At 56.3% G+C, this 15,916-nt stretch carries 17 protein-coding genes and 1 pseudogene; 12 read left to right on the forward strand and 6 right to left on the reverse strand.

What is annotated here, in order from left to right:
- Positions 1 to 123 precede the first annotated feature (123 nt).
- Positions 124 to 261, reverse strand: coding sequence for a hypothetical protein (locus tag MWC30_RS19220; RefSeq protein WP_244085824.1), 138 nt, complete (start codon positions 259 to 261; stop codon positions 124 to 126).
- Between the two features lie 523 nt (positions 262 to 784).
- Between MWC30_RS19220 and MWC30_RS23120 the strand changes: the two genes are divergently transcribed.
- From MWC30_RS23120 to MWC30_RS19250, 8 genes are all read left to right on the forward strand, one after another.
- A complete protein-coding gene (locus tag MWC30_RS23120) occupies positions 785 to 1,000 on the forward strand; it encodes a type II toxin-antitoxin system HicB family antitoxin (RefSeq protein WP_368860895.1) in 216 nt (71 codons plus the stop codon).
- Positions 997 to 1,245: a type II toxin-antitoxin system HicA family toxin gene (locus MWC30_RS23125; RefSeq protein WP_368860896.1), complete on the forward strand. Its 249-nt coding sequence runs from the start codon at positions 997 to 999 to the stop codon at positions 1,243 to 1,245. Before MWC30_RS23120 ends, MWC30_RS23125 begins: the two co-directional genes overlap by 4 nt.
- Positions 1,246 to 1,490: 245 nt before the next feature.
- Positions 1,491 to 1,649 (forward strand): hypothetical protein, encoded by a 159-nt coding sequence (locus MWC30_RS19225; protein WP_244085825.1) that lies wholly within the window; start codon positions 1,491 to 1,493, stop codon positions 1,647 to 1,649.
- Positions 1,650 to 2,116: 467 nt separating this feature from the next.
- Positions 2,117 to 2,347 carry a DUF2283 domain-containing protein gene (locus MWC30_RS19230; protein ID WP_244085826.1) on the forward strand — a complete coding sequence of 77 codons (231 nt, stop codon included), beginning with the start codon at positions 2,117 to 2,119 and terminating at the stop codon, positions 2,345 to 2,347.
- 454 nt (positions 2,348 to 2,801) lie between these two features.
- Complete coding sequence (locus tag MWC30_RS19235) at positions 2,802 to 3,263, forward strand: nucleotidyl transferase AbiEii/AbiGii toxin family protein (protein WP_244085827.1); 462 nt, start codon at positions 2,802 to 2,804, stop codon at positions 3,261 to 3,263.
- Positions 3,264 to 3,471: 208 nt separating this feature from the next.
- The gene (locus tag MWC30_RS19240; RefSeq protein ID WP_368860898.1) at positions 3,472 to 4,053 is read left to right on the forward strand and encodes a GNAT family N-acetyltransferase; all 582 of its coding nucleotides are present in this window, start codon (positions 3,472 to 3,474) and stop codon (positions 4,051 to 4,053) included.
- 1 nt (position 4,054) lies between these two features.
- Positions 4,055 to 4,765, forward strand: a complete 711-nt coding sequence (locus MWC30_RS19245) for an SDR family NAD(P)-dependent oxidoreductase (protein WP_244085829.1) — start codon at positions 4,055 to 4,057, stop codon at positions 4,763 to 4,765.
- A 52-nt stretch (positions 4,766 to 4,817) separates the two neighbouring features.
- Positions 4,818 to 5,303: a DUF1538 family protein gene (locus MWC30_RS19250; RefSeq protein ID WP_244085830.1), complete on the forward strand. Its 486-nt coding sequence runs from the start codon at positions 4,818 to 4,820 to the stop codon at positions 5,301 to 5,303.
- 64 nt (positions 5,304 to 5,367) lie between these two features.
- Here MWC30_RS19250 and MWC30_RS19255 read toward each other — a convergent pair whose 3' ends face one another.
- Both MWC30_RS19255 and MWC30_RS19260 read right to left on the reverse strand, forming a co-directional pair.
- On the reverse strand, positions 5,368 to 8,469 hold the full coding sequence (locus tag MWC30_RS19255; protein ID WP_244085831.1) for a PEP/pyruvate-binding domain-containing protein: 3,102 nt from the start codon (positions 8,467 to 8,469) through the stop codon (positions 5,368 to 5,370).
- Positions 8,470 to 8,550: 81 nt separating this feature from the next.
- Positions 8,551 to 8,742, reverse strand: a pseudogene (locus tag MWC30_RS19260) (mechanosensitive ion channel family protein); the annotation flags it as partial.
- Between the two features lie 269 nt (positions 8,743 to 9,011).
- Between MWC30_RS19260 and MWC30_RS19265 the strand changes: the two are divergent.
- Both MWC30_RS19265 and MWC30_RS19270 read left to right on the forward strand, forming a co-directional pair.
- Positions 9,012 to 9,476, forward strand: a complete 465-nt coding sequence (locus MWC30_RS19265; RefSeq protein WP_244085833.1) for a phosphate-starvation-inducible PsiE family protein — start codon at positions 9,012 to 9,014, stop codon at positions 9,474 to 9,476.
- Between the two features lie 107 nt (positions 9,477 to 9,583).
- Positions 9,584 to 10,063, forward strand: a complete 480-nt coding sequence (locus MWC30_RS19270) for a MaoC family dehydratase (protein ID WP_244085834.1) — start codon at positions 9,584 to 9,586, stop codon at positions 10,061 to 10,063.
- 34 nt (positions 10,064 to 10,097) lie between these two features.
- Here the strand turns inward: MWC30_RS19270 and MWC30_RS19275 are convergent, their stop codons facing one another.
- Positions 10,098 to 10,793, reverse strand: a complete 696-nt coding sequence (locus MWC30_RS19275) for a hypothetical protein (RefSeq protein WP_244085835.1) — start codon at positions 10,791 to 10,793, stop codon at positions 10,098 to 10,100.
- A gap of 442 nt (positions 10,794 to 11,235) precedes the next feature.
- Between MWC30_RS19275 and elbB the strand changes: the two genes are divergently transcribed.
- Together elbB and MWC30_RS19285 are read left to right on the forward strand one after the other, a co-directional pair.
- Entirely contained in the window at positions 11,236 to 11,895 is a 660-nt protein-coding gene (elbB, locus tag MWC30_RS19280; protein WP_244085836.1) for an isoprenoid biosynthesis glyoxalase ElbB, read from the forward strand.
- A 231-nt stretch (positions 11,896 to 12,126) separates the two neighbouring features.
- Positions 12,127 to 12,942 (forward strand): metallophosphoesterase, encoded by an 816-nt coding sequence (locus MWC30_RS19285; RefSeq protein ID WP_244085837.1) that lies wholly within the window; start codon positions 12,127 to 12,129, stop codon positions 12,940 to 12,942.
- 127 nt (positions 12,943 to 13,069) lie between these two features.
- Here the strand turns inward: MWC30_RS19285 and MWC30_RS19290 are convergent, their stop codons facing one another.
- Both MWC30_RS19290 and galE read right to left on the reverse strand, forming a co-directional pair.
- Complete coding sequence (locus MWC30_RS19290; RefSeq protein WP_244085838.1) at positions 13,070 to 14,500, reverse strand: helix-turn-helix domain-containing protein; 1,431 nt, start codon at positions 14,498 to 14,500, stop codon at positions 13,070 to 13,072.
- Between the two features lie 320 nt (positions 14,501 to 14,820).
- The gene (galE, locus tag MWC30_RS19295; protein ID WP_244085839.1) at positions 14,821 to 15,789 is read right to left on the reverse strand and encodes a UDP-glucose 4-epimerase GalE; all 969 of its coding nucleotides are present in this window, start codon (positions 15,787 to 15,789) and stop codon (positions 14,821 to 14,823) included.
- Positions 15,790 to 15,916: the final 127 nt, after the last annotated feature.

A 15,916-nucleotide genomic window follows, 5' to 3' on the forward strand; every position in this document is an offset into this window, starting at 1 on the left:
CACTTCAGAATGATTGGCATATATCCATTCCGGAAAAACCACGGAGTCCCTGCTGGTTCTGATAGCCGGCACCATGCTCATTCTTTCGTCCAATTGTTGATCCCACCTACACTTATTGAGAAGTTACACCGACAGTAGGTAACGGTAGGAATAGACACGAGATTCTACGATGCCTCCAACCATTTGCTCTGTCAATTTTCGGTAGAGCTCACCGGGATTGGCTTGAGCAAAAACGTGTCGTTCGGCTATTTTATAGCGCATAGCCAGTTCATCCATCGGGCGGCGCAAGCAAGTGTTCTTCCCTATCCTGCCGTCCCTGGCGGTAGCCCATCGGCACTTCGGCTTCCGCAGCACCACCAAAGGCGTTGTCCGCTCCCTGTGCCTTGGGAGGAGTGGGCAAAGGCAGGTTCATCGCACGGCCGGGGGTAAGTGAGCCTTGGTCTATTTGGAAGGTAGTCGTACCCGTCGAGACCTCTGCCCTTGGTTCTCAGGAAGGAAGCGGGGCAAGCCGGCAAGTTTTGGTCCCTGGTCTTTTGCAGGCAAGTCGTGCTGGCTCTCAATAAAGGTTTTTCCTGCAATCATGGGGGCTTGCCATTTATTTAATCTCATAATGCATTCATGCAGCGGACGCGCAACCACGTGCTCTTTCAAAATCGGCGGTGATAAATGGAAGTCCGTACCAGCTCGGCCCGCCGCTGATTTGTAGCGTTAGCGCTTTTGATCCGACAACTCATCATGGTACAAACTGGAATACAGCATTAAAATATTCCTGAGGTAATCAGATATGACCAAGCAATTCAGTGTGATCATAGAACGTGACCGGGAAGGCTATTACGTAGCATCGGTCCCTTCTTTGCGGGGCTGTCACACTCAGGCAAAATCCCTCGATGAGCTTGTGGTACGCATAAGAGAGGCCATTGAGTTGTGCCTGGAAGTTGAAGGTAAGGATGTGGAGCCACTTGACTTCATCGGAGTGCAGCAAGTGAGTATCCCAGTATGACAAAGCTGCCAGCCTTGACGGGTAACGCTCTGATTGCCGCACTGGCTAAAGCCGGATTTGAAGTCATCCGGGTCAAAGGAAGCCATCACTACGTGCGGCATCCCAGTCCCCACACCACCCGGCGTGCGGGTCCGCACCGGGCGGTTCCCAGAGCATGCCGAGCCTTAGCCGGGCGTTCAATCACCGCTCACAGTTCTTTGACAAACCGCAAGGGATCACCGTGGAGGGTTAGGGCACGCCAATGAAATATTGCGTTTCTGTTGCGCAGAGGTACTGCTGGGCGTTCTTCTGGTTCGAGGCGGTGCTAATAAGTCCATCAATGCGGACAGCCAAAAGGTACGCTCCTTGGTCGCTACGCTTTCGGCTGCTGGTTATTATGGACGGCGTTAGCGTACGACCGAAAAAGAAGGAGATTATGCAACTTCCTGAGCTTACGAAAGAGTTCATTGCTCATTCCCGCATAATCGCAAAAGGTCGAGGAATACGAGACTTGAACAGGCTTCTTCAAGATTACGGCGGGAAGGCCTCGATGCGGACCAAAAAGAGTAGTCCGCCGGTTGAGATCAGCGGAGAGGTGTATGAGTATCACTGGTATGAGCACCACGGAATCGGAAGGTTCGAGATAAAGATAAAAAAGGTGGGAGAATAATGATCGTAAAATTGAAAGAAAAAAATCCTGACTAGCCGGATCTTACGCCGGATCAACCGTATTTTGTCATTGGGATTGAAGCGGATGATTACCGGATATTAAATGATTCCGGCAAACCTTACCTTTACCCTTCGCATCTTTTTGAGGTCATTGATCCGCGAGAGCCGAAAACCTGGATTACAGAGTACGGAGATGAAGGCGAACGTTATTCATATCCACCAGTACTGAATGAAGCTGGATTCTTTGAGGACTATTTTGACGGCAAGGACGAGGCTCTTTCCAAATTTTGGCATGCTATAAATATACGACTTTCTCAGGCAGCCTGAGCCAAGTCATAAAAACACAAGTCGCTAACATGTCGCTCCCGCGCCAGGCGGGTTATCCGCCGCTCCCGTTGGGCGACCCTGTCGTACACAGAGCAGAGAGTCTTATGCTTTGCTTATGGCTTGAGCTCTAGAGGATCGAGTATGAGAGTCAAGTATTTCTCGGACACTGACACTGCGCTCGTCGAATTTGCCGAAAATCCGGTAGCCGAGACAAGAGAGATCGGAGAGAACATTTACGTCGACCTTGACAGGGATGGCAACTTGGTGAGCATGACGATTGAGCATGCGCGCAGCAACGCACAACTTCAAGAATTCTCGTATCAGGAAGTCCTGAGCCCATCACGTGATGCGAGGGCCGAACAAGGCGCTTAACCTGTCGAGCAACCGTACGAACGCTATTGGGACTCGAAAGTCCTTATGGCGGTTGCTCACAGGTTAGCTTTATCGTTCACAATGGCCACTACTGTCTTATTCAGCATGCAGATCCAATCATCGAAGAAATCCGAAAAGTTCGTCACAAGATCGAATGAGAGTGTGAAGACGATCCCCGGAAGCTTTTTGAGCCTGGTCAGCAGGTACAGGAGAAATATCGCGATCGGCTCGTTCAGCGTAAGCCAGAGCCTTAGGAAAGAAAAGCCGGCAGTATAAAGCGCCAACCAAGGCAGAAAGGCGAAACAGCAACACGTGTCGCATTCATCAGCATCGTCTTCATCTCACTGGCACGTGCCGCGGGCCGCTTGCGCCCGTCGTTCATGACGCCACTTGCACGTCGGCGTGAATGCGCGCAGGCTTTCATCCCTGCTCATCGGCCCATAGGAAACAATGAATGGATGTCTTCCAAGAATTCAAAAGACTTGTATTGGAATTGCAAAAACAGGCGGTGAATTATGCGCTCGTTGGAGGGGTCGCGATGGCCTTTTACACCGAGCCACGATTTACCAGAGATATTGATCTCCTCGTTGACTCTGATGATTTCGAGAAGGCGAGAGGCATTCTGGAAAGGGATGGATATTTCGAATCAGCTTCGCCTTGGGCATTCCCTGAAGTGGCCATCGAACTGCACCGATTTTTAAAGGTTTCAGACGAAGAAGATGAAATGTTGATCGATATTCTCGTTGCCAAGGATGAAGAGATAAGAAGTATAATCCACAATGCAGTGGAAGCGGAATCAGAGCAAGGAAAAATCATGATTGCGAATAGACGTGACCTGATCCGGCTCAAAAAGACGAGGGACTCCAAGCAGGATCAGGCTGATATAGAGAAGCTTGAAGATGACAAAGATCGATAGGGTTCTGAAAAAGCTCAGCGAGCTTTATGATTTCAATCGAAAGCTCAAGGCATACAAATTGAGGGAAGCCAGGAGAGGCGTCAAGATTTGGCAAACCCAAATCACATCCCCCTGCCCCCCCTCAGGGGAGAATCCAAGCAGGTTTGACTCCCGGGAAGATGAATTTTTAGACAGCCTCTCTGACAGCTTCCAAAAGGACCACAAGAGCATGAATTCTCAAATCACCATCAGGAACGAAACAGAAGCGGATGTGGACGCCATAACGCAAGTCACTGTTGCCGCGTTCAAGACTCTGGAAATCAGTCGTCACACGGAACAGTTCATCATTTCGGTATTGCGAGCCGCCAAAGCCCTTACGGTATCACTCGTCGCAGAATTGGACGGTCGCGTGGTGGGACATGTCGCCTTCTCTCCCGTGACCCTTTCGGACGGCACCCACGACTGGTACGGCCTGGGGCCTGTTTCGGTGCTGCCGGATTACCAGCGCCGTGGCATTGGCAAAGCCCTCATACAGGAAGGCCTTTCACGTCTGAAAGACCTGAACGCTCGAGGGTGCTGCCTGGTCGGCCATCCTGAATACTACAGGAAGTTGGGGTTCAAAAACATGCCGGGACTCGTATACGAGGGAGTCCCACCGGAGGTCTTCCTTTCGCTCTCTTTCGACGGGCAAACTCCCCAGGGCACCGTCACCTTCCACGAAGGATTCAATGCGGACGGCAAGGGCGGGGGTACAGGCGCCGAAGCGAGAGGGAGTGGGGCTTTGGAGGCTTTATCCAGTAAGGAGGTTTAAATTGCGGCTGGCAATCATCACCGGCGGCTCGCGCGGTCTCGGAAGCGCTCTGTGCGACGTTTACCTCACCCAAGGTTGGACCGTTCTGGAGCTCTCGCGTACCGCACCCCATCCATTCAGCATTCCTGTCGATCTCTCGGACCCGACGGCTTCGGCCGACACCTTTGCCCGCTCCCTGGAATCCATCGCCAGGGCAGACCTGTCCGAGATCGTTGCAATCGGGAATGCGGCGGTCCTTGGCCCCGTAGGCCCCGTCGAACATGCATCGGCAGACACGGTGACCCGGACCCTGAACGTCAACATCGTGTCGGCCATCCTGTTCGCCCGCGCCTTCGTGTCCTCGTTCCAGGAGGCCGCCTGCCCCAAAACCTTTGTCAACATCTCCAGCGGCGCTGCGGCAAAGGGCTATGCCGGCTGGTCCCTGTACTGCGCCTGCAAGGCGGCGCTGGAAAACTTCGTCCGCTCCATCGCCCTGGAACAGGACCTCCGCCCGCACCCTGTCCGCGCCATCAGCATCAATCCCGGCGTCATGGACACCGCCATGCAGACGGCGGTCCGCGCAGCGAGCCCGGCTGATTTCCCCCAAGTGGACCGCTTCCTCCGCCTGCACCGCGAGGGACAGCTGGCAGCGCCGACCGCCGTTGCCTCCCGCATTGCCGATATCGTCGCGTCTCGACCGCAGCCGGGGGGCGTCTATTCCGTATGTTTGTAGACCTGATGCGAAACCCCTGCCGGAATGCTCACCCATTCTCTGAGGAGTCGAGATGCAACAAGAGATCAAAGAGAGCCTCGTGGAGGTCCTGCTGAGTGTAGCTCCCATCACCCTCGTGGTGGTCCTGCTGCAGGTGTCCCTCATTCACATGCCCACCGTCCTCTTCGCCCGGTTTTTGATCGGCGCGGTCCTGGTCATGGTTGGGCTGTTCCTTTTCCTGCAAGGGGTCAAGCTCGGGCTTTTTCCCATGGGCAGGATGATCGGCGCGCATCTCCCCCAGAAGGGCAGCCTGCCTTTCATTCTCTCTACCGCCTTCCTCCTGGGTTTTGTGGTGACCATGGCGGACCCGAATGTCCGGGTCCTGGCCCATCAGGTGGACGTGGTCTCCCAAGGAGAGATCCACAAGCACCTGCTCATTCTCACCGTAGCTCTCGGAATGGCCATCTTTGTGTGCCTCGCCATGCTGACGGTCAACGGCTCGCAATTTCAGGAACTTTTTGTCTCCCTCCCGGCAGTTTTCATCACGGCGTTCCATTAAATTTAGAATGAGCGCTTGCAGCCATGAAGCGGAGCTCAATCGATTGGGAAAAATCCACCGCGATTCAGCTCCCCGTCTCCTCGGCCTTCTTCAGTTCCAGCCCCCGGAAATAGACCGTCGTGTCTCCCTTGCTCCAAAGACCCACATAGCCCTCAACCGGGCGCGGCGCCGTGAACTGCAGGCAAGGCCGACCATCGAGTAATCCTGTGACGTCGCATCCGGAGACGGCTACTTCCAGCGTCAGCCATCCGTCCACCGGGATCTCCACTGGAACGCGTTTTTGAAAGCATCGGGTGTTGTTGACGAATTCCAGCAGCTGCAGCTCTCCCGCCACGGCGTCTGCCGCCAGCACGAAGCCGTTGCCCACGTTGGCCAGCCCGAAGGCCAGACCGGCAGCAAGGTCCACACAGCCGGCCCGGATGCGGACATCCACCCGGATGCCGCCGTCTCCCAAGCGACTGTCCCGAACCACCGCCACCGGGTAATAATGCACCGCCTGCCTGTTTTCCATGAACTTTCGGTATCGACCGCCCAGCACGGTGCTCAGGACAGAATGCAGGGAACAGGATACCGTCCCCGTCATGCTGGATCCGTCCTGGACAATCACCTCCTGCCCTTCGAATGCGGCGCGCGACCATTCGCCCACCGAGGCGTAAAAACCGGGAAGGCGTGCTTCCGAGCGGCCCAGGAAATCGTACTCTCCGTTGAAGAAAAGCTCCGTGAGGGATTGGACCTCGGCCTGGGTGGGAATGGCGAGATCCAGGAGCCGGCTGCAGCCGAGGAGGCGCCCCGTCTGGTCCAGCAACTCCTCCATGGCTGGGCAGTCGAGCCCCTTGAGACCCGCCTGCAGCATGTCGCCCCGCACTTCCACTGCATAGCCCAGCCGCCTCAGCACATTGGACAGAAATTCGACGCGCAGGGCCTTTCCCATGCCCGTTCCGGCTCCACCGGAAAACTGGAGTGCAATGGAATTGGCGTCAGGGTCATCCGAGCAGAGTGCATCCAGGTTCGAATAGTGGTAGCCGAACTTCACGCTGAGGTTCATGTAGTCGCCGGCAATGAGGGCGTAGGAATCGACTTCGGGCGGCGTCGCATTTTCGGGGTCGATGCTCCCCGCCATGAGGGCCATGAAGTTGCGCGCATTCATGGCCACCGCCCCGGACCAGGTGATGCCGGGGTGGGTCAGGCCGCGCCACAGGGCGGCCATGGGCCTGGACCGGATGTGCTCCGGCCGGATCTCATCGCAGGTGGTCAGCCCCGATGCCAGCCCACCGCCCAGGTCGATGAAATAGAGCGAAAGGGGGATGTTGGCGCTCATCTTGCGGGAAACGACGGATGCATCGGCAAGGTCCGACAGGCTGAACATTTCCTCCATGGCCTTTTCATGGGCAAAGCGGATCAGGTCATGGAGAGTGCGGCACCCGCCCGGTGCAAACTCGGGCGCTTTGGGATCGGTCAGGTTCAGCGGGGAGATTTGCCGGAGCACTTCACGAAGGTGCCTGCCGATGGGACCGTGCTCCTCGTCGTTGCCTCCACCCGGCAGCTTCCTCGCCAGCTCCGGCACAAGCCCGCGGTAGACTTTGCCTTCGTCCGCCAGCAGGGTGATCTCCTCGCCGTCGGCAATGAGTGCTGTGGCCTCCCGCGCTCCCATGAGGGCCGGCACATTGTATTCCCGGGCCACCGACGCCAGGTGGCTGGCCGCCCCGCCCAGGTCTGTCACCAGCCCGCGCACCCGACCCATGAAGGCTGCCAGGTCCGGCCCCGCTGTCCGCGAGACCAGAATGGCGTCTTCCGCAGCCTCCGGTTTGAGATCCGACCCGGCATGAACCGCCCTTCCCGACACCTGTCCCGGTGAAGCCGTCTGCCCGGCAGAAAGGAGCAGCTTCAATCCGGAGACATCGATGGTGGGTGGTTTCTCCTCCACGGCAGCCATGCCCAGAGGGCGGGTCTGCAGGATGAAAAGCTGCCCCCGCTCGTCCTCGGCCCATTCGACATCCTGGACCGATCCAAAATGAGCCTCCATTCTGAGGCCGTACTTCACCAGGGAAAGGGCGGTCTCATCGGAAATGACCGGCCGAAGATCCCTCTCCCCGACATCACCATCCCTAGATTCGATGGAACGATGGACAATCTGAAGCGCCTGCCGATCGACGTGGAAAACGTCGGGGGAGGCGGAGCCGCCGACCACCTGTTCACCCAGCCCAAAGGCGGCGTCGATACGCGACTGCCCGGAGGCGGGACGGGACGGATCCACTGTATAGAGCACCCCGCTGGCCTTCGCCCGGACCATGACCACGGCTGCAACGGCCATGGGGGTTGCTGCATCGGGAAGTCCGTAGCGCAGCCTGTAGATGATGGCCCGCGGCGTGTATTTGCTGGCCAGCACGGTCCGGTAAGCCGAGGCCATCTGTTCCCGGCCCACCCCGAGCACACTGGAATACTGACCGGCAAAAGATGCTTCCGTGTCCTCCCCGACGGCGCTGCTGCGCATGGCGATCCCGGGTACGCCGCCCTGGCGGGAAACCAGGTCATCGTATTCCCGGTCGAGGGCCTGCAACAGTCTTTCAGGCAGAGGGGCTTCCTGAATCTTCTCCTGAATCCGGCGGCAGGCCTCCCAGCTTTCCGTCCTGTCCGGGTCGAGCTCGGCCAACATGGCGTCGATGGCATCCAGCAGCCGGTTCTCCCGCAGGAAGAGGTCGAAAGCAGCGGTCGTCACCACGAATCCGTCGGGAGCGGGCAGCCCCAGTTCGTTGCGGACTCTCGCCAGGTTGACCGACTTGGAGCCGGCCAGGAAAATGTGGTCAGGCCTGAGCTCTGAAAACGGCAGCGTCAGCGGCCCTTCGACAGCAGGCCGCCGCCGCTCCATGAGAGGCTCGAGCTCCCGCGCCACGTTGTCGAAGACCTGGAGCAGCTCCCCGTAGCGATTGCCGGCCAGTCCGCACAGAGAAGACACAAGGCCGTGCACTTCTTTCAGGAGATTTTGTGTTCGGCGCTGAATGGACGCCAGTGTCGCCAGCCCGGCACCACGGTCCAGCAGCTCCAGCTCGGACAGGATGCGAAGCGCTCGGTGATTGTGGTCCAGGAAAGCGTCATAGTGAGCATAGCGTTCGGCGGCAGGCCCCTCAGGGTCTGCCAGGAGTCGACAGGATTGAGTCTTGAAGAACATGGCAGTTGGCTCATCTTGATGTTCGATCACGAATTGAACGAAAAATTCCTCTCATGCCCCGTTGCAAGAGGAGGGCACTCCTTACTCCCTGGGCAATCGCCCCACGAGAGTGGGCCGCCAGCCCATGGTGACCCCCATGGCTGTCAGGGCCGCCTTGCCCCGCAGTGTCAGGTCGCTGATGAACTGGAACTGGTCCCGGCTGTCGATGGGATAGGCCCGGATTCGGTAATGGGTGCCCCACTCTTCCTCCTGCACCACCACGACGACGGGGCGGGCCATTTCAGAATGGCCTTCTGCGGATATTCCGTGCCCTTCACTCATCGGCACTTTTCTTGTTTATGCGGGAAATCGAGACTTCTGGCAACCGCATTATGAACGGGGCTAGAGGGAAAACCTTCTGTCAACGATTCCTTCGCGCGTCTCCTGGGGGCTTCCTGGCATGGAGAGCACGTGAAGAAATTCCTCTTGAATTGCATGACGAGGCAATTCTTGGTAAGGTTCAAAGTCATGGTGAGATTCCATCGACGAAGGAGAAAAATGCCATGAACGAAATCTATTCCGCCCAGGAACCTTTGATTCTCTGGCTGAAGGGCGTCATCCGCTTCGCCGTTCGACTGCTGGCAATCCTGATGACGCTGGTGATCCTGTGGGGAGTCCTCGATGTCGCCTGGGTTCTCTACTCCCATCTCATGGATCCCCCTTTCATGATGCTCACCATCAGCGATATCCTGGACACCTTCGGCGCATTCATGGCCGTCTTGATCGCCATAGAAATTTTTATCAACATCACGGTCTATCTCCAGGATGATGTCATTCACGTCAAGATCGTCATGGCCACTGCCCTCATGGCCATTGCCCGTAAGGTCATCATTCTGGACTTCAACAAAATCAGCTCGGATTACATCTGGTCGACGGCGGCGCTGGTCCTGGCCATGAGCATCGGGTACTGGCTCGTTTTGAAATGGTCGCACTACGAGGAAGTCAAACTCAAACAGAACCTGCGTTGAGGCGACAACAATGAATGTGCGCCAAGTGCCATCGGACTTGGCGCACCGGAGATGAAAAGCGCTAAAGGCAGTTGGACAAAATACGAGGAATCTCAGGAAGGAGCTTTATGAAACCAGCAACATTCGCTAAACCCATCGAGGACCGCTATTTCGAGGATTATATTTCAGGGGCGGTTTATGAATTCGGCTCCATTGACGTCCAGGAAGAGGAAGTCATCTCCTTTTCCCGACGCTTCGACCCGCAGCCCTTCCACACGGACCCGGCAGCGGCGGCGGAATCCATTTACGGGGGTCTCATCGCAAGCGGGTGGCATACGGCGGGACTCATGATGCGCCTTTTCGCGGACCATTACCTCTCACATGTCGCCAGCCTGGGATCACCCGGGGTGGATGAACTGCGGTGGCTGGAACCCGTCCGGCCCGGCGACTCGCTCTCCATTCGCCTGACAGTCACCGATGCCAAACGGTCGCGTTCGAAACCCGACCGCGGCATCCTCCACACCTTCTGTGAAACTCTCAATCAGCGGGGTCAGGTGGTTATGACCATGAAGGCGGTCAACTTCCTGTTATGTCGTGAGGTCAAATAGCGTTCCAGAGCCGCCCAAATCCCGTCCTGTATCCCTACATCGCACTCCTGGCCTGTGTATCGGCGTGTAGAGTATGCTCTCTGGAGGCGATGACAGGGATCTCGGAAAACTCCCGCCACTTGTTCGCCAGGACTTCCCTCCTGTCCTCTTCCGCCAGGTAAAGACTCTGCACGCTTATGGGGACAAAGGGAAGGACCTGAAAAGTCATGGGCATCATCAGTCCGTTGGCACTGTGAGTGTTTTCGAAAATGAAGGCATGCGCCACCTCATGGAGGAGCGTGTGTTTGTTGAGGTTCTTCACGATGATATAGCGCCGGTAGGTGTCATCGATACAGCCTTCCCAGGACCCGACCAGGTTTCTCACCAGGAATTCTCCGGGGGTCCATCGGGAGAAGCCGATGGCCATATCAAACCCCTGAGTGTCGGTGGAATAGTAGATTTTTTCGAGCATGGACAGCACATCCCGCTTTTCCCAATGGAGGGACATGTACCGGACCGGAACAAATCGTATTCCCACCTGTTCCTCGAATGCACGTGAGGATTCCCGCAGGATGACGTCGATTTCTTCCCTGGTGTAGCTTCCATCCGACGCAACGAGAATTTTCAATTCCCTCACAGGCAAATTCTCCGCCTGAAAGGCTGATTCCGAGACACGATCCTTTACAGTGGCACACGATACGAGGAAGGAAAGAGACGACAAGGCTACCAACAATATGATTTTACGGTTCATGGCTTTTCTCCTCATATACGGGGGTATTTATGCATTCAATTCAAAGGATGGAATCCTTTGGATATACGATTGAAATATATAGCAATACACCCGCCATGCACCAACCCACAGGTGCACTAATATTTAACTATTTAATATCGCTGATATTTACTTCAAAAAGGTGCAGAAAATTCTCGAATGATCCTGTGAAACCAGATGCTTTCTCGCCGACTAAATGTAAAGTTTTCCAACATCAAGCGGGCGATACTTCTGTTGATTGTCATTAAAAAATAGTTATTTAAATAGGTTATGCATATTGAGCTTTAGTTGTAAAAGAACTTTACATTCGACGTCTCATGGTCGCAGGCGTGGATTGTACCGTTGATTGTTGTAATCCACTATGTTTTTATGGATGATCGTGTAACGGAGTGCAAATCTCATAAACAGAAGGAAGGAGAGAGCGATGTCCAAAAGGATAGGAGTGCTTCTGTCGGGTTGTGGCGTTTTTGATGGGTCGGAAATTCACGAGGCTGTTCTGACCCTGCTGGCTCTGGACCGCGCTGGAGCCCAAGCCGTTTGCATGGCCCCCAATACGGATCAGTACCACGTCATCAACCATCTCACCCAGCAGGAGACTGGAGAAAAGCGCAATGTTCTGGTGGAATCCGCACGTATCGCCCGCGGTGTGATTCAGGATCTGAAAGATGTAAAGGCCTCCGACATAGACGGTCTGATCCTCCCCGGCGGGTTCGGTGCAGCCAAAAATCTGAGCGATTTCGCCTTCAAAGGCCCTGACGCCGCAGTCCACCCGGAAGTGAAGCGACTGCTCCAAGAGATGACCGCGGCGGGCAAACCTGTCGGCGGTATTTGCATTGCACCGGCTACCGTCACCAAGGCCCTCGCGGACAAAAAGCCCGAAGTGACCATAGGGAACGATCCAGGGACCGCTCAGGGAATCGAGGCCATGGGCGGACGTCACCACACCTGCACCGTGGACATGATTCATGTGGACAAGAACCACAAGATCGTGACGACACCCGCCTACATGCTCGGCCCGGGCATCAAGGAGGTGGCCCAGGGGATCGAGAAGCTGGTGAACAAGGTGGTCGAACTGGCAGGGTAGTGAAGAGCGCACCAGTACCGAAACAAAAGGTCTTCCACCTATCCACCACGAAGGGCACGAAGTCCACGAAGAAGCAATGAAATGTTTTCACCAGGGTTTTACCGCCTGCCTTCGTGTTCTTCGTGGTTCAATTGCATAAAAGGACTTTTGTCGACTGCCTGAAATTTCTCTCTCGGGTTGCGATGGCAAATACCCATCGTCCTGATTCTGAAAGGCTTTCGGAGGCTTGGTATGCGCGTTTATTTCATGGGAGACATTCACGGAAATCATTACGCTCTCGAAGCATGTCTCAGGCACCTGAGCCATCTCAAAGTGGATGCCGTCTACTGCCTGGGAGACCTGGTGGGCTGGCTCCCTTTCGGAGACCGCACTTTGAAACGGATGCGCTCCCTCGGATTTCCCACAGTGGCGGGAAATCATGACCTGCTGGTGGCCGGCCGCTTCACGGATTATCCCACTCAGCTGGACCGCATGCAGGCGACAGCCTACAATTCAGGACTCCTCTCCACGGTAGAGGGCGCAATCGACTACCTGTCGTATCTGCCCCTCTTTCTGGAGGGAGAAGACTTCATCGTCACCCACCACAGCCCCTTCAGCCTGCCGGAGGCAGGCGAAAGTCCGACCATCGAACATTTCGACTACTTGGACGAGGCAACCCTTGCCCAGTGCCTCCCTGCCTGGAGGAATTTTTCCCGGCGCCTCATCTTCAGCGGCCACGATCACATCCCCGCCGTTTACGAACTTCCCGAAACGCCTCGCCTGCCCCGGTTTGAAGATGTCAGGGTGTACCGCCCGGTAAACGATGATGCCTTGACGATTCACCTCAATCCGCAGTCCCGCTACTGGATCAAAGCCGGAAGTATCGGCGGACCCTACCGCGACGACGTTCCCATGGCCAATTCCGTCCTTTACGACAGCGATCGGAAAACCGTCACCCTTTTTCGACTGTCCTATCCCCGGGCTCCCCTTTACCAGGAGCTGCTGTCCCACCATTTCATCGGCAATCTGCCGACCATCCGGCGTTATATGGACCTATTGAACCGGTAGACTTGTCGCTTCACTCAGAAGTTCCTGCCGCCGCCATTTTCGCACTGGATGAAAGGGTTCTTCCCCCCCATTGATCACGTGAATGCGAGGAAGGCTACGTGGTTGGTGATGTCAATTGTCTGGTTTCTCACTGATCTGCCTCCTTTTGGCCCTCTCGAGAGAAGAGCGACCTTCCTTGTGCTGTCAGCCGGTATCTCTGCAAGGGGCTTCTAGGCTTGTCTGGAAAGGTCATTTCAACGAGCCCCCCCGCCAAGGCCGGTGCCAGGTAGAGCTCCCTGAACGATTTTCGGTCCTGCAACCCCAAGGAGGTTTGCAATTCCTCCCGAGTCTTTTCGCCGATCACCGCACGCAACAGTTTCTCAACTTGGGGGGTAACTTGGGGGGTAACTTGGGGGGTAACTGCGTGAACGCTATGCGTTTGAGCCAGATAAACAATAAACCGCATCCGCATTCCGACCTCTACGATTTCAGGTGCAGGCAGCCCCTGTTCTTCGGCTTCCTTGAACATGCGGCGTACCCCACTGCCCCATTGCTCGATCAGCTTCAACTCGCGAAACATACGGGCGATGACATGGTTGCGGATTTTGGAAACTCCCTGGTACATGTCTTCGATGGTCATACCCGGCAGCAGGATACCTGGATTTTCGATCTCGATTCGATCATCGAAAAAAGCGATGCGGATGGGCGCGCCACGTTGGGAGTAGTCGGCGTGGACCAAGGCGTTGATGACCGCCTCGCGCAGAATCCCAAGAGGGATGCTCCAAATATCCTTCCGCCGGACCTCAGAAAAATCGGCGCCGCGCATGGCGTGCTTCTTGAGGAAGAGCATGATGGTGTCCACCGCCTGCGGTAGATGGTCGTACAGTTCGGTGTGATCGAAGATTTCCGCCTTATCGCGGCCGATGAAGCGTCCGCATTGGACCCAGGCGTCAGGAAAGTGTCGAATCCGCTCCCTGCCGAGGAGCAGCACCGCCCCTTTCGTCGGCACAAGGCGACCTTGTTCATGGGTTAGCAGTCGCAAGGTGAGCAGGTCGTTTTCACCCAGCTCGCGGCGATCGAAGAACAAGGCCTTCATGGCCGTCAGGTCCAGATCATCGACCGATAGTCCGGGCATGGGCAGTTCATCAAACGCCACGCCTTCCACGGACCGGCGCAACTCGGCGGTCAATTGTCGGTCGGCCTTACGGTTGGTGGAGCCCAATCGCACATAGACTCCGTCTTCGGGGCCTTCAGCCTTCAGCCAGTGCGGCCGGGACCCGCTCAGGAAAACCTCGACCACCAGCAGGGTCATGCCGTCCACGGTGATCATCTCGACATCCGGTACCAGGCGAGGGCTGATCGAGTCGGCAATCAGGCTGCAGAGCCGCTCTTCCTCGTCCAGGGGGTGCTCGAATCCCACCGGATGCCGGTTTGTGTCGTCCACCCCGACGATCACCTTGCCTCCCGCCGTATTCGCGAAGGCCACCAGGGTTTTGAGCAAATTCCTGGGTGACGACAGGTCCCGCTTGAATTCGAGTGTCTTGCCTTCCTGACTTTGCAACAAGGCTTCGATGTTCATCGTTTCAAAGCCTCCCGAATAATGGGTACCACCCCCAGGGCGTCCAGCCTCACCAGATGGTTGCGCACCCAGGAGTGGCGGAGATCATCGGGGCGCATGAACTCCCGCTGAATGATCGCAAGGCTCTCCCCTCCCATCTCGTCGGTGATTGGAGGCAGCTCGCCCTTACCGTGAACGGTTGAGACCTTGGATCTTTTCGGAGAGGCCTCCAGCCACACCTCTATTTGGTGGCGGCATTTTTGTCGTGGTTGAAACCCTCCCCTACACACTGATCGAAAAGTCGAACTCTCATCCATGCGGAGTACAGAGCCCATGATCATTTAGGCTGCGCTATCACTCTGCTTCAAAGCCCCCGCAAGGTCTGCCACTACCTCTCCCACGCTCTTGAAAGTATGGGGAAACCAGGTTTTGAGATGGCCATTGTCCGCCACCAGCTCCGGCGGATCGCCGGGACGGATGGGTTTTTCCGTCACGTTCACCTTTGTTCCCAGCGCTTTTTCCACCGTGCTCACCAGCTCCCGAACGGAAACGCCCGCACCGCGGCCCACGTTGGAGATGAGGCGCTCCTGCCCCTCCAGGACATCGAGGGCCTTGATGTGCGCGGCACCCAGGTCCATGACGTACACGTAGTCCCGAACGGCGGTGCCGTCGGCCGTCGGGTGGTCGGTCCCGAAGAGGAAAAAGGGGGCTCCCGTTTGGGCGGCCTTCATGAGGTTCGGCAGCACGTGGGTTTCAGGCTCGTGTCTTTCGTAAATTTCGCCCTCGGGATCGTTTCCGATGACATTGAAATAGCGGAGGGCGGCAAAGCGGATTCCCACCACCGGGGCCACGGTTTTGATCACCTGCTCGCACATGAGCTTGGAAAGGCCGTAGGGATTGGTGGGCTCCTGGGGGTGGTCCTCCCGAATGGTCGGGGTCTTGGCATTCCCGTAAGTGGCGCAGGAACTGGAAAAAACCAGTCGCCGAGTTCCAGCCCGTTTCATGGCTTTGAGGAGCGCCACAGTCCCCCCCACGTTGTTGTCGAAGTACATTTCGGGCAGGCGCGTGGATTCTTCCACGTAGGCGTTGGCGGCAAAGTGGATGACGGCATCGACCTGGAACCCTTTCAGCGCCTGATAGAGCGCTTCTTCGTTCCGAATGTCACCAAACACGAAGGGTCCAAATTTCACCCATTCGGCCCAGCCGTTGGTGAGATTGTCGAAAACGATGGGAGTATGTCCCGCTTTCTTGAGCAACTTGGACGTATGAGACCCGATATAGCCCGCTCCGCCCGTAACCAGAATGTTCATGAGCTGTCTCCTTTGGCGGCGCCTCGTTCCTTCCTCTGAGCTCGGCGCTGTATATAAATTGATGCGCGCTGTGCGACAAAAAAACGATACATCCTAACACATTTTCATTGGTTTTCATGCGCTTTTG

It is taken from the genome of Desulforhabdus sp. TSK (assembly GCF_022836495.1).
GTDB lineage: Bacteria > Desulfobacterota > Syntrophobacteria > Syntrophobacterales > Syntrophobacteraceae > Desulforhabdus.